At 40.9% G+C, this 13998-nt stretch carries 12 protein-coding genes; 5 read left to right on the top strand and 7 right to left on the bottom strand.

Going from position 1 to position 13998, the window contains the following annotated elements; translation table 11 throughout:
* Positions 1-23: 23 nt before the first annotated feature.
* The 3 genes from AC1D7X_RS06400 to AC1D7X_RS06390 all read right to left on the bottom strand — a co-directional run bounded on the left by AC1D7X_RS06400 (position 24) and on the right by AC1D7X_RS06390 (position 2977).
* On the bottom strand, positions 24-1007 hold the full coding sequence (locus AC1D7X_RS06400) for a phosphotransferase enzyme family protein (RefSeq protein WP_495455952.1): 984 nt from the start codon (positions 1005-1007) through the stop codon (positions 24-26).
* Between the two features lie 186 nt (positions 1008-1193).
* Positions 1194-1487 carry a DUF6171 family protein gene (locus AC1D7X_RS06395; protein ID WP_495455951.1) on the bottom strand — a complete coding sequence of 98 codons (294 nt, stop codon included), beginning with the start codon at positions 1485-1487 and terminating at the stop codon, positions 1194-1196.
* Positions 1484-2977, bottom strand: a complete 1494-nt coding sequence (locus AC1D7X_RS06390) for an alpha-N-arabinofuranosidase (RefSeq protein WP_495455950.1) — start codon at positions 2975-2977, stop codon at positions 1484-1486. Before AC1D7X_RS06390 ends, AC1D7X_RS06395 begins: the two co-directional genes overlap by 4 nt.
* A gap of 263 nt (positions 2978-3240) precedes the next feature.
* On the opposite strand from AC1D7X_RS06390, the gene AC1D7X_RS06385 reads away from it, so the two are divergent.
* From AC1D7X_RS06385 to AC1D7X_RS06375, 3 genes are all read left to right on the top strand, one after another.
* Positions 3241-4527, top strand: a complete 1287-nt coding sequence (locus AC1D7X_RS06385; protein ID WP_495455949.1) for an MFS transporter — start codon at positions 3241-3243, stop codon at positions 4525-4527.
* Between the two features lie 193 nt (positions 4528-4720).
* Positions 4721-5305 carry a sigma-70 family RNA polymerase sigma factor gene (locus tag AC1D7X_RS06380; RefSeq protein ID WP_495455948.1) on the top strand — a complete coding sequence of 195 codons (585 nt, stop codon included), beginning with the start codon at positions 4721-4723 and terminating at the stop codon, positions 5303-5305.
* The gene (locus AC1D7X_RS06375) at positions 5295-6002 is read left to right on the top strand and encodes a DUF3600 domain-containing protein (RefSeq protein ID WP_495474869.1); all 708 of its coding nucleotides are present in this window, start codon (positions 5295-5297) and stop codon (positions 6000-6002) included. The genes AC1D7X_RS06380 and AC1D7X_RS06375 overlap by 11 nt, the downstream gene beginning before the upstream one ends.
* A gap of 78 nt (positions 6003-6080) precedes the next feature.
* Here the strand turns inward: AC1D7X_RS06375 and AC1D7X_RS06370 are convergent, their stop codons facing one another.
* Positions 6081-8735 (bottom strand): PAS domain S-box protein, encoded by a 2655-nt coding sequence (locus AC1D7X_RS06370; protein ID WP_495455946.1) that lies wholly within the window; start codon positions 8733-8735, stop codon positions 6081-6083.
* A 295-nt stretch (positions 8736-9030) separates the two neighbouring features.
* Here AC1D7X_RS06370 and AC1D7X_RS06365 point away from each other — a divergent pair, with 295 nt between their 5' ends.
* Entirely contained in the window at positions 9031-9375 is a 345-nt protein-coding gene (locus AC1D7X_RS06365; protein WP_495455945.1) for a DUF4190 domain-containing protein, read from the top strand.
* Between the two features lie 157 nt (positions 9376-9532).
* Here AC1D7X_RS06365 and AC1D7X_RS06360 read toward each other — a convergent pair whose 3' ends face one another.
* Positions 9533-11482: an ATP-dependent DNA helicase gene (locus tag AC1D7X_RS06360; protein WP_495474868.1), complete on the bottom strand. Its 1950-nt coding sequence runs from the start codon at positions 11480-11482 to the stop codon at positions 9533-9535.
* Between the two features lie 241 nt (positions 11483-11723).
* Between AC1D7X_RS06360 and AC1D7X_RS06355 the strand changes: the two genes are divergently transcribed.
* Positions 11724-12338: a DedA family protein gene (locus AC1D7X_RS06355; RefSeq protein WP_495455943.1), complete on the top strand. Its 615-nt coding sequence runs from the start codon at positions 11724-11726 to the stop codon at positions 12336-12338.
* A gap of 11 nt (positions 12339-12349) precedes the next feature.
* Here AC1D7X_RS06355 and cobA read toward each other — a convergent pair whose 3' ends face one another.
* Both cobA and AC1D7X_RS06345 read right to left on the bottom strand, forming a co-directional pair.
* A complete protein-coding gene (gene cobA, locus AC1D7X_RS06350; RefSeq protein WP_495456070.1) occupies positions 12350-13114 on the bottom strand; it encodes a uroporphyrinogen-III C-methyltransferase in 765 nt (254 codons plus the stop codon).
* A gap of 2 nt (positions 13115-13116) precedes the next feature.
* A complete protein-coding gene (locus AC1D7X_RS06345) occupies positions 13117-13995 on the bottom strand; it encodes a formate/nitrite transporter family protein (RefSeq protein WP_495455942.1) in 879 nt (292 codons plus the stop codon).
* Positions 13996-13998: the final 3 nt, after the last annotated feature.

The following is a 13998-nucleotide window of genomic DNA, read 5'->3' as shown; positions in this document are numbered from 1 at the left end:
ATCATTCTCTACTCATCTTCCTACTAGAACTCATAAAAAATACTTTGATGATCTATATAAGGAAGGCAGTACTTCTTGCAAAATATCGGCATCCGTTCTCTCATCCAAGTATGCTTATCTTCATTTTCCATATGAAAGGCATAAAATCCAAGGATAAATAATATCATGAACCCTTCCAACAACTTCATATCCTTCTCGGTAAATACGGATGAGTTACTAGTGTACCCTGCTATAAAGTGATCTCGCTCTTCCGGCTTAAAGCTTAGCACACCTCCCGCTACATCAAAGAGATAATAGCCATAACCAAATAGACAAAAATCAATCATACCTATCCCATCTTGTGTTACAAGGAGATTACCTTTATTAATATCCGCGTGAATGATTCCCCAAGTATCCGAAGTCTGAGGGTAATTCTCTAATCTATTATTAAGGAGCTCAAAGAATCTTTTTAGATTTTTTAAATCATTCTTCTCAAAAATCCCCAACGAAACGCCCACTTCAAGTTGCTCCAGCATTGATACATTGTCCGAAATACTAGAGTACTTTGGTCGGAACTCGCACGTATTCACCCCTATTGTTCTTCCGAATTGATGCAATGCGCGCACCTGTTCTCCCAAATGAGTAATGTGTTCTTGGGAGATCACTTCATCCTTCTGTATATCCCTGCCTTCGATCCATTGTAACACCGTACATTGAATAACCTCATCTACTACTGTCACTGGAGTAACCCAATCTCCCGCAATGTTACGAACTGGAGTCTGCACAAGGATATCTGTTTCTCCACTCAATTCATCTAATAACATCATCTCCAGCTTAAGTCCTTCATAAGTATGTTGTATACCGCTCATAGCAGAAGTAACTGCTTTATGAATTCTTAAAAGATATGACATCTCACTTAATTCATCCGTCACTTTATAGGTCAGATTCTCGTTATGACGAATAAATACTATTGACGAAGCATGTATGGAATAGTGATCTAATATTTCACTAAGCATCTTGTCATTCAATTCTTATCACCTCCTGGTTTGTTTATTTACAATTTTACCATATAGCTTTGATTGTGCATCCATTTCATTCTTATAAGGTGCTAGAGGGTTATATTTTATTTAAAAAGAAGAAAATGGACTCTCCCATCAATCAGGAAAGCCCATTCATCTCATTCATTTATTTAAGGGTTGGTAAAGCAATTCATACTATTTTTTATTAGCTGAATTAATTGCTAGTTCCCACCGATTATCCCCTGGATAGGGGCACCTCTTATCCTTAAATTTAGCAATGACCGGTACAATACAACCACATAACGTACACGTATGATTATTCATCAACTTCGTACATTGATCACAGATTTGCAATCTTTCTTCGTAAACCGAATCGGTCACACATTGTTCCACCGTTAATTTCATTGAAGATAATATACGTTGAATTTGCTGGTCGGTTACTTGGTATTCTTCTCGGCATCCTTTACAAGTTGCGTCTTGTTCATTCATTCTGCAATGAGTTCCAACACCGTCACAGACATCGGTGCTAACTTCACTTGAATAGCTGTCTCCATTAAATCGAATGCCGTGAATTCAGATGGTGCTACGTTCTCAGGATGATCAAACGTATTATGCGCATCCATTGTTGAAGCTTTTAACTCTGTTCCAGTAACCTTCACCTGACTATCGGTTAATCCCCTCAGGTCAATCTTTAGATCCGCTTCGTCTTGATGGCTTAAGTTACACATACTAATGTGAATGACGCCGTTCTTATCTCTGGAAGCAGATACGGTCACTTGCGGAATTCTGTTACCATCCATCTCATAATCCGATGTCACTGTGTGGCTATATAAAAGTTCTGCATCTTGATGGACCTTGTACATATCAAATACGTGATACGTAGGTGTATGAATCATTTTCTCGCCTTCCGTCAATATCACAGATTGCAATACGTTCACGACTTGAGCGATATTCGCCATCTCCACTCGATCACAATGCTCATGGAAAATGTGCAACGTAAGACCTGCAACCAACGCGTCTCGAATGGTATTCTGCTGATACAAGAACCCTGGATTTGTTCCTGGCTCGACATCGAACCAAGTCCCCCACTCATCTACAATAAGACCGACGCGCTTCTCAGGATCGTGACGATCCATAATGGTTGAGTGTTTCGTTATGAGTTCATCCATCCATAGCGCTTTCTTTAAGGTGCTGAACCACTCTGACTCTTTAAATCCCGTAGCAGCTCCCTTTTCAGCCCATGATTCACTCGGAATGGTATAGTAATGCAAGCTAATAGCGTCCATATGACGATGTGCAGAAGACATCACTGCGTCCATCCAATGGTAGTCATCGACATTCGGACCACAGGCGATTTTGTGAATGCGATTCTCTCCATAATTACGAACATAGGTCTGGAATTGACGGTACAGGTCAGCATAATACTCTGGACGCATATTCCCACCGCAGCCCCAGTTCTCATTCCCAACTCCAAAGTATTTCACTTTCCATGCTTTCTCTTGACCATTCTCTCTGCGTAATTCTGCCATTGGAGATACGCCGTCAAAGGTCATATACTCCACCCATTCCGACATTTCCTGAACGGTCCCACTTCCAACATTTCCAGATATGTATGGCTCACATTCTAGCATCTCACATAATCGAAGAAACTCGTGTGTACCGAAGTGGTTATTCTCCACCACACCGCCCCAATGTGTATTAATCATCCGTTTGCGGTTCTCACTCGGTCCGATCCCATCTTTCCAATGGTATTCATCTGCGAAGCATCCTCCTGGCCAGCGTAAGACAGGTATCTTCAAATGTTTCAGTGCTTCAACCACGTCATTTCGAATTCCGTCTGTATTAGGAATACTTGAATCCTTCCCAACCCAGAATCCTTCATAAATACACCGCCCTAAATGCTCAGAGAAATGTCCATAAATGTTGCGGTTAATCGTACCTTTAGGTTGATCTACATGAATCGTTACTTGGTTTACCATATATGTGTAGCCTCGCTTTCTATTATTAATAATAATATTAAGATTTAATAACTCTATTAACAATAAGTTTAGTATGCATGTATATAGGTGTCAATAAGAAATTAAAGCGCTTTCTAACAGTGGTTGATCTCATCCCTTTCTATCCCTTTTTCAAGATCTGAAATAGACATGTTAAAATATATAAAAATTATCCGCTCGTTCTTGCTAAAAACTGCTAAAATAGTAACGTTAATGAGTAACCACTAGGAGGATTTGAATACAACATGCGTTATATACACCAGGTCAGAGAGGGATGGAATAACTTATCCCTGAATATAAAATTGTTCTTTCTCGCAAATGTGTTATTCCAGATTGGAGGCGGTATGTTCTCCGTCTTATATAATTTGTATATACAAGGGCTTGGGTACGGTGATGCAATGAACGGAAAAGTGGTAAGTATTCAATCCCTAGCTACAGCTCTCATGTTCATTCCCGTCGGCTTACTTGGAGATCGAAGCAGCCGCAAGCGATTATTAATGATAGGAGCTATGTTTAGCGGGCTCGCCTTCGTCGGTCGCTCCTTCTTAGATTCGGAGTTCAGTCTATTATCACTTGCTGTCTTATCGGGGTTATTCGCTTCCATCTTTCAAGTATTAGCTATACCCTTTCTAGCAGAGAGCATTCCCATGAAACAGAGACTCCGCATATTTAGTTATTACTCTTCTATCGTTCTAGCATCACAAGTTCTAGGAAGTATGGGAGGAGGCATGTTGGCGGATCTTTTTCAGACATTCGGTATGAGTCGTATTACAAGCTTACAGATTGTTCTGACCATCGGAGGGATTGCAACTTTCACAGCCTTCATTCCATTACTATTCATCGTTGAAGCTAAACGATCAGCATCGTCTAAAGAACGGATTGATACTAAGGTTGAACCATTCGCAGAGCCTAAGTCCCAGAGCCCAAGATCAGAATACAAAATAATAGGTCAATTCGCTGTTGTCCAGCTTATCATCGGTATAGGATCTGGGTTAGTTATTCCTTACTTAAATTTGTATTTCACTAACAGGTTCTCTGTATCCCTAAGTGCCGTTGGATTACTCATCTCTCTTGGTCAGATTATGACCATCGTATCCATGTTAATTGGTCCATCATTGGCCGCAAAAGTCGGTTCCGTAAAAGCCGTAGTCTGCTTCCAATTACTATCACTCCCATTCCTTCTATTGACGGGATTTACGAATCTATTTGCCATCGCTGCGATAAGTTTCCTATTTCGCCAAGCACTGATGAATGCGGCGAATCCCATTCAATCAACGGTCTTAATTGACCGAGTATCTGACTCAAGCCGCGGTATAGCCAATTCTATAACGCAGACTGCATTTATGTTAGGTTGGGCATTCATGGGACCCATACAATCTTACTTAGTGACTACATATGGTTATTATTGGGGTTATGCCATCACCTTCAGTATCACAGGCGTATTATATGTCAGTGCCGCCGCTCTGTATTTCATCATGTTTAGGAAACCACATCTACAAGTGAGGACCGAGTCCTCGATAGCTGCCGACTAAGCATAAACGGCTTCGCCGTCCTTTAGCGGCGATGAAACGTTTAGCGTTGAAATATAATCCTATGTATAAGCAGAACTACTTATAAATTCTTCATCAGACAACTCGTTCACGCTTATTTATCTTCCAAAAATAAATCGAACGATATACTTTAATGTCGCCAATATATAGTGTATGACCAAAGGAGGAATGACGGATGAACCATCAACAACAAGTTACCAAGCTCATTGCACTCACGCTAGCCGGCAGCCGTGAAGCCTACAGTGAGTTATACGAATTAACCGTTCATGATGTTTACAAAACCGTTCATTTCCTCCTTGGAGAACCATCTGATGTTGATGATGTCGTTCAGGAAATTTATATTCAACTGTACAGGTCTCTTGACCGATTTGATGTAAGTAGACCCTTCCGTCCTTGGCTGATGGGTCTCGTCATGCGCCAAATTCACGCTTATCGAAGAAAGAGATGGACGCATCTCCGGTTAACCAAAAAAGCTGAAGGATATGAACCACGCATGAACTATGACTTCACTCATGATGTCATTGATAAATTGTCAAATCGCTCGCTCCTAGGAAGTGTTGAATATCTCCCCTACAAATTGAAGCAAGTTGTGATTTTACATTATCTAAGTGAATATTCACAAGAAGAGGTGGCTAACATCATGGATATTCCCCTTGGAACAGTGAAATCGCGTATTCATGCGGCATTACAGAAGCTTCGTCGCAAGCAGAAAAACAACATTCTTATAAAAGGAAAGGTGGAGAACCTACATGAATCTTGAAGAACAATTACGATCAGCCTTCAAACAAGAAACAGCAGATTTATTGCCTCCACCTGAACTAAAAACAAGAATAATGGATCAAGTGACGGTTAAACAAGGAGGAAGACGAATGAAGAAATGGTTATTACCTTGTATTCTCGCTACTGTACTACTCATTCCAACAGGAGCCTATGCTGCATATAATTACTTAGCTAACTCAATCTATGGTTCACAAGAAAATACCGCTCACATTGGGGGAACTCAACAGAAGTATGATGAGTTAGAAGCTAAACTTCAGGCAGCCAAACAAATATTCAATGCGGAAGAATTTGCTACCTTTATGCCCTTGTTGAAAGAACTAGGACCATATAATCTAAAGATTGCAGATTCGGAAGGAATTCTCCATCCTGAGCAATTAAATGTTGGGGAACAAGAGAAATATACGGCATTGACTGAAGCACTTGAGCCCTTCTTTACCAAATTAAACGATACAAAAGAACCAGGTACAGACATCGTTATTTCCGACTTTTGGGCAAGTACGCTTGATAAAGCCCAGAGTACTTTCAGTAAGGTTGAATTGGAGGACTACGAAGCCATTGTGATTGAATATCTGCACCAAGTCCAGAACTCCCAAGTACGGGATGAGGCAGCTATCAAGGTACTTCAACTAAAGTTAAACCCTTACTTGGATAAGTTGGACATTGTCATAAATTGGTAAGGTCAACTCCATAAATAGAAATCCTGGCTGCATAAACGTAGCCAGGATTTCATACATTTCCGCTCTATTGTAGTCAGTCTAGATACAGACCTCCGCTGTTCCTCCAAAGCACTTCGCAATCATTTCTTTTAAGACCATATTCTTAATAGGCTTGCTGATGTAATTATCCATCCCTGCCGCCAGACACTTCTCTCGATCGCCCTTCAATGCATTTGCAGTGACGGCAATAATGATTGGACACAATTCAGGTGATATCGTCTCTCTAATGATGGCTGTTGCCTCGAATCCATCCATTTCGGGCATTTGTACATCCATGAATATCATGTCATAACGTTCATATGCCAACGCCTGAATCACTTCATATCCATTACTAACAATATGCGTTGAATGCCCTTGTTTCTCTAGCATCCTCTTCAATACGAGTTGATTAATCTCATTATCTTCTGCAATCAATACTTTCAAGGAGGGCTCTACCTGTGGATGATCGCTGGACGCTACTTGGGTATCCGTAACTTCAACGATTTCTTGATTCTCTTTAAGAAGTATCGTGAATGTAAATGTAGCACCTACTTCATCTGACTCCTCCAAAGAGATCGTTCCCCCCATCAATTCTACTAACTTTTTACTAATTGCTAGGCCCAGTCCTGTGCCTTCATATTTACGCGTCATGAAATGCTCAACTTGATTAAAAGGCGAAAATAACTGGCTTATTTTATCCTTAGGAATACCAATCCCTGTATCTTTAATAACAAATTTAAGTTCTGTATTAGAGTCTGTGCGCGATACCACATCTACGTTAATTGTCACATTACCTGAGAATGTAAACTTCACTGCATTACCAATAAGGTTCGTTAATACCTGCTTCAGACGATCCGGATCCCCCATGAAAGAATGGGGTACGCTCGGATTCACATAGGAACTCATTTTAAGACCTTTCTCATCAGCTTTAGAAGATAGGATATCTAGTATATCTGCAATACAACTTCTTACGTCCAAAGGTTTCTCTTGCAAAACAATCTTCCCAGACTCAATTTTGGAAATATCTAAAATATCATTAATAATTCCTAGAAGACCATCGCCACTCTTACGTATAATTTCTAAATACTCCCGCTGTTGCGCATCAAGCTTGGTTGTCTCCAACAGTAGCTCTGCCATACCAATTACCCCATTCATGGGTGTGCGAATTTCGTGACTCATCATCGTTAGAAACTCGCTCTTGGCTTTATTCATATTCTCTGCTGTTTCTTTCTCGATCAATAACTTCTTCTGTTCTGTAATATCTTTGAGAAGAATATAGAATCCAACATTCTCTCTATTTATAATAATAGGGACAATGGTTGCCAATACCTCTACACGATGACCACTTTTATGCACGATACTATCAATATTGTTCTCCTTGTTCATATCACACGTGGTATACGCAATCATTCTCGCCACATGGTTACTTCCAATGATCTTAGAAATACTCATACCTGCCAATTCATTGACACCGTATCCTGTTAGATCTTGGGCTCTAGCATTGGAACTAATGATGACTCCTTCTAGATCAAGTGAGATGACAGCATCATAATTATACTTTTTAAGCGAAGTATAACGTTCCAACATCTCTTGAAGCTTCAATTCAACCATTTTTCGATCTGTGATATCTTGAACGGTCCCATTCATACGAGCATATTTGCCGGATTCATCCAATGCAATGACCCCACGAAGATGTAAGTACTGAGCCTCCCCATCCAACGGATGATTCTGAAACTCAAAACACAGATCACTTCCATCGCGTAACACCTTCGCAATACTCTCTTTAAATCGCTCCCGCTCACCCTCATGTACAAGGTCAAGTATGTCTAACGAATGCCGCTTAACTTCCTCTACGTTCCAATGATATACATCAACCAATTGATCTGAGAATACTAGTGAATGATTCTCTATTTCCCATTCCCAACTTCCTATTAAGGCAATGCGTTGGGATTCCGCGATGATGTGCTCACTTCTCTTTCGTTGTGTGATATCTCGGCCAACTACCATAATATTAATGATTCCTTGTTCATTAGGGCTTGATTTAAACGCACCTTCAAACCACAGATATTTGCCATTACGATGACGAACTCTAAATTGCTGAAGGCTCCTGTTGTACATATCCGCACGTCTTAATTCTTCCAAATCCTCAGGAAATATTAATTCTAATCCACTCATTTGTGTAATCTCTTCCTGAGAATACCCTAATATCTCTTGAAGAGATGGTGAACAATACACGTAGTTCCCCTCTGGATCACAGCAATAAATAATGTCCCGAGTATTCCCAGATACGAGTTGAAATAATTTCTGCGTGTTCTCAAGTTCTTGTTCTGCTACTTTCGTCTCAGAAATATCAATAATATGTATCGCATACAATGGAGCTTCATCTGTAGCGTTATCTCTCCAAGCTGAGAGATGGACGGAGGCCCAGAAGATTGATCCATTCTTATGAAGATAACGTCTCTCTAATGAACAAGACGGAGACTGCCCGTTAAATAATTGTTGTAGTTCTTTCTGTTCTACATTCCAATCCTCCGGATATGTAATATCCTTCAAACTTAGCTCCATTAATTCATCTATAGTATATCCGAACAATTGACACCATGAAGGATTGATATTGACCCATCTTCCATCCCTTCTAACCACGGCAATCCCTGTTGGAGCATTTGCAAATATATGCGCATATAAAGAATGTTGTTCCGACTGTTTACTATTCAAAACCGGACCCTCCATTCGCAATAATAAGTTAGTTCATTCATATAATAGTCATAATCGCAACAAAAAGCGATACATTTTATGCAACCTCCATTACCCTTTTTACCTACCTCTTCAACCATGTTCGAATATCTGATTCATCTCAACAGGAGCATCGTTATGATCGTTCAATGAAATAGTTATTAAGTCATAGTCACAGAAAACCTAGGTATATTATCACAAGTAAATGATGGTAATTATAGGTATATACCGCTATACTTATACAAGTCATAAACACTACAAGAGGAGGATTTACTGTATGAATCAATTTTCAAATGATTTAAATAGACCCCACAATAACTACCCACCACCCATGCAACCTGTAAAAACGAATGGCAAATCTATCGCCGCCCTAGTACTAGGCATTATTTCTGTTGGTACTCCTTATATTGGTCTACTGATCGGAATCGTTGCAATCATCTTCGCTAGTCTCTCTCTAAAAGAACTTAAATACAAAAATGAACAAGGACGTGGTCTGGCGATAGCAGGTCTGGTATGCGGAATTGTGGGTACGGTATTATACGCTATCATTATTGTAGTTATCATCATTGCATTAGTCATATTCTCTAATGCTGATCCTTATGGCGGATTTGGTGGATTTTAATATTAGCTACTCCTATACTCCAATTCTTAGCTACCTACATACCTAAAAAAACCCTTAATCCATCATTTCTGATGAATTAAGGTTTTTTACTGTAATCAGACACCCTCTCACATTTGGCGGCATTGACCATCTGAAAACTAGGATGACGACTTTATAATTATAGTGTCTCTTGTAGCGCAACGCCTTCCGGCATCACGGATAGGACATGCTCCCGCACTGAAGCCTTCTGTTGTAGTTCTTCACAAAGAATAGCAATGATTCCATGATCACCACGTGAACGGATGAGACGACCCATCCCTTGTCTTAAGCGTAATAACATATGTGGCAAATCTACCTCTTCAAAAGGAGAAGATGAAGCGTTACGTTTCGCCATAAACACTGGATCTTGAGGTGGAAATGGTAATGACCATATAATGACATTCGATAAAGATGGACCTGGTACATCCAATCCCTCCCATAGACTCACCGCACATAGAACGCTTGCTTCATTCCTCTGAAATGCCGAGATTAAATAACTAATCTCTTGATCACCTTCATAGTAGAAAGGTATGTCTGCACATCTTGGATCCAGTGTAATCTGTTGTTTGAACTGTTGTAACTCCTCATGTGTTCGGAATAGAATAAGTGCTCTTCCAGCTGTACGTTCTAGAAGTTGACCCGCAATCTCCATCTTCTCAGCGAAGCTTCCACCATTCGTTAACTTCGGAGCATAAGCTTGCATTTGATTCGTATAGTCATATGGCGAATTTACCGAGAAGGATAAGTAATGTTCCAACCCTAGACTATCTGCGACATATTGAAACGACCCATCAACAGATAATGTAGCGGAAGAGAACACGATGGGCATATTCGTATTGAATACCCGTTCCTGCAATACTTCTTTAACCGTCTTCGGCATGATCGACAAGGTCAACCCATCTTCGCTATCTGTCACCCAACAGATCAAAGCGTCAGAATTCTCAAAAAGACCCAACGCCTTCTGCATCATCTCAATATGTTCCTCAACAATACGAAGTTGATAATCATCTAGAGTATATAGCTCACTTTCAAATACAAGCTCTTCCTCTATCGCAGTTAAGATACTCCGGAATTGGTGTACCGACTCCAATAATTTGTCATTTAAATGAATCTGCTTCCGATCCGAACCCGGAATACTCTCACTATGCTTACCTAATAATTGAAACATCATCTCTGATTGATCAATGGCTTCATCAATAAGCACAGCAAGTGCCTCACGAACTTCACCCTGTAGCAAACGTAAAATCAATTCTTCGAATACCACATGTTTCATTTTGTATCCAAGTGCTTTCATCGCAGCTGATTCAAGTAAATGTCCTTCATCAAATACGACAGCACAGTGATCAGGTAATAGCGGAAGTTGTCCCTCGCGTTTTCTGCCTTCGAACGTCCATACGTGTTCCATATAGTAATCATGGGAGCAGATCACGAGATCTGACGAATGACGATAATAGTCTCTAGATAACGTCTGTCCACAACGATGTCTTCTGTCGCAAGTGAAACAATCCTGGAATGAATCCCAATTTATTTTGTGCCATTGTTCATCATTTAGATGTGGATAGTTCTTCCGATCACCATAAGCATGGAATGTCTGCATCGGTTTAGGACTATGAACGAACTCAGGAAGGTTCTCGTATAAATCCTCCCATTGTGCACCTTGTTCATCCTTAAATCTAGCTTCGTCTAGCTTCACTAGACATACATACTGATCTGGAGACTTACCCAGACGTGCATCTATAGCAAGGCTAAGGTGTTGAGCCAACTTGGCAATATCCCCCTCCGGCTTCACCAACTGCTCGATCAAGGACTCGTCAGCACAAGCAATGATCGCTGGCTTGCGTGTATATCGAGCATAACAAATAGCATATAACAAATAGACCAATGTCTTGCCTGTCCCAACTCCTGCCTCTGCAAAAATCGCCTTTTTCTCGGCAAAAGCACGTTCCAATTGAAATGCCATATATATCTGTTCGTCGCGAACTTCAAAGCCCGCTTCTGGTAATAGTTCATAGAATACATCTGCTACCCAATCGCCCACTTGCTGAATAAAGGGTTTAGAAGGGTCATGCTCAAAAGGATAACGCTCCACTATATCGAATACCTCCAAGAAGTTTAATGACAAAAAGCCCAATGTTTAAACATGAGCTAACGTTTCATTATGTCATAGGACAACAATAAAAGCAATGTATTCTTGTTTTTGTATGTACTTATTGTAGAGTTTGAATCAACTTTGGAGATATGACTAAAATTTCATATGATTACATACAAATTTCCAGTTCATGTTCATATCAGTTATACTATTTAAAACTAGCGCTGGAGGTTCCTACTACATGGAAAATTGGATTACGAGTTTCATGGAACAATTCGGATATTGGGGTATTTTTCTACTGATTGCTTTGGAAAATGTATTTCCTCCCATTCCATCAGAAGTTATTCTCACCTTCGGTGGGTTTATGACAACCCATACTAATCTAACAGCAACCGGCGTCATTGCAGTGGCAACGCTGGGATCTATCTTTGGTGCAGCTATTTTGTATGGTATTGGTTATCTAATTAATGTGGATCGGCTGGAGGCCATCATCGACCGATGGGGACGATACCTCCGCGTAAAAAAAGAAGACATCCGCAAAGCAGATGCATGGTTCGAACGATATGGATATTGGACCGTTTTCTTTTGCCGGATGATCCCTTTGATACGCAGTCTTATTTCAATCCCTGCAGGTATAGCTAAAATGAAATTCGGACTATTTCTACTTTATACAACGATTGGTACATTAATATGGAATGTTATTCTCGTCTCAGTCGGTGCTGCTCTCGGGGACAATTGGGAAAGCGTTGTTGAATTTATGGATGTGTATTCTAATATTGCTTATGCCATCATCGCTCTTGGAATCGTTGTAGCCTTATTCTTTTGGATACGAAGTAGAAGAAAACTTAAGAGATGAATCCAATCAGACTAACTGATCATTGAGATGGCTTGCCTTTCAATGGCGGTTAGTTGTTCTTGTACGCGCACAACTTCCCCAATAATAATTAATGCTGGATTCATTAATTCAACCCTTCTAGCAAGATCATGTATATCCGCTAACTTCCCAATGAATGTCCGTTCTTTCTTCGTTGTCCCATGTTCTATTAACGCAACAGGTGTTGCAGGGTCCTTCCCGTGTCTCAACAACTCCTCTCGAATAGATGCCAACTCACTAACGCCCATATAAATGACTAAGGTATCTACACTATGAGCAAGAAGATCCCATCTAACAGGTGATTGACCTCCATGGCATCGGCTACCGGTCACACAAGCGAACGAAGCTGCATATCCACGATGAGTCAACGGAATACCTGCTGAAGCCGCCGCCCCAATGGCAGAAGTGATTCCAGGTACGATCTCATAGGGGATTGAATACTGCGCTAATATGAGCGCTTCTTCCCCGCCACGTCCGAAGACAAAAGGATCCCCTCCCTTCAAACGTACCACCCGATGTCCTTCCAAGGCGTAGGTTAGCATCGTCTCATGAATCACATCTTGGGACATAGCATGCTCCCCTGGCTTCTTACCACAATATACGAGAATGGCATCACGCCGAGCGTAAGTTAGAATTTCTTCATTAACAAGTCGATCATACATAATAACATCTGCTGCTTCTATGCACTTCAATGCCTTGATCGTAAGCAATTCAGGGTCCCCAGGGCCTGCACCAACGATACTAACCTTACCCATCATACTCATAGGCTTTCCTCCATAGTCTTTGAATGTAAAGGCCTGTTATCTACACGTGTGTTGTGTTCACTAACAGTCGCAACTGCTAGCTTCACCCTGCTCACTTTTCGATGAGATAAATAAATGAATAGACCTGTAAATATTGCACCACCTACAAAATTTCCAAATAGGACAGGAATCTGGTTCCATATCCACCAATCCGCCATGCTTACATCTGCCCCAAGCATCATTCCCGCAGGAATGACGAACATATTCACCACTGCATGCTCAAACCCTTGCGCAAAGAAGATTAAGATCGGAAGCCACATCGCGATGATTTTGCCAGAAGTGGATTTGGAGGTCATGGCCATAACCACACCTAATGTTACCATCCAATTACACAGCACCGCCTTGATCGTTACAAGAACCATACCGTCCATTCCCATCGACTTATACCCCAACGTTTTTGCTTCACTCGCTTGTATGATCGTCTGAATCAATGGATTGCTCATATCCGTACCCATCTTTGTAATGGTTAATCCATATAATCCGGCATAGACTGCGCACCCTATCAGATGTCCTACGATCACCCAACCGAAGTTAATTAACATCCGCTTAACGGACGTTTTACGTTCCAGAGCAGCTAATGGAATCAGTGCAAAACTCCCGGTAACCAATTCCAACCCCAATAAAATGATGATCACGAAACCTACCGGAAAAATAAGTGCACCCACAAGACCCAGCGACGTCTGTGCTGTGGCCGTATAAGCAAGTGTAGTAGCGAAGGCAAGAATGGCCCCACCCAGAAACCCTCTAATCAGCATTTGAAATCTACTCAATTCAGCTTTCGCAGCTCCAACCTCAATCATGTTCTCTAGCACTTCAGCAGGCTTCACATAATCCATCTA

This window comes from Paenibacillus sp. Y568, assembly GCF_059445545.1.
This window is presented reverse-complemented; position numbering and strand designations above follow the sequence as displayed.

Excerpts from the sequence above, each read along its gene's own strand:
- AC1D7X_RS06390 (WP_495455950.1), bottom strand. The coding sequence starts at position 2,977 with ATGGTAAACCAAGTAACGATTCATGTAGATCAACCTAAAGGTACGATT.
- AC1D7X_RS06345 (WP_495455942.1), bottom strand. The coding sequence starts at position 13,995 with ATGGATTATGTGAAGCCTGCTGAAGTGCTAGAGAACATGATTGAGGTT.
- AC1D7X_RS06355 (WP_495455943.1), top strand. The coding sequence starts at position 11,724 with ATGGAAAATTGGATTACGAGTTTCATGGAACAATTCGGATATTGGGGT.
- AC1D7X_RS06375 (WP_495474869.1), top strand. The coding sequence starts at position 5,295 with ATGAATCTTGAAGAACAATTACGATCAGCCTTCAAACAAGAAACAGCA.
- cobA (WP_495456070.1), bottom strand. The coding sequence starts at position 13,114 with ATGATGGGTAAGGTTAGTATCGTTGGTGCAGGCCCTGGGGACCCTGAA.
- AC1D7X_RS06385 (WP_495455949.1), top strand. The coding sequence starts at position 3,241 with ATGCGTTATATACACCAGGTCAGAGAGGGATGGAATAACTTATCCCTG.
- AC1D7X_RS06380 (WP_495455948.1), top strand. The coding sequence starts at position 4,721 with ATGAACCATCAACAACAAGTTACCAAGCTCATTGCACTCACGCTAGCC.
- AC1D7X_RS06395 (WP_495455951.1), bottom strand. The coding sequence starts at position 1,487 with ATGAATGAACAAGACGCAACTTGTAAAGGATGCCGAGAAGAATACCAA.
- AC1D7X_RS06365 (WP_495455945.1), top strand. The coding sequence starts at position 9,031 with ATGAATCAATTTTCAAATGATTTAAATAGACCCCACAATAACTACCCA.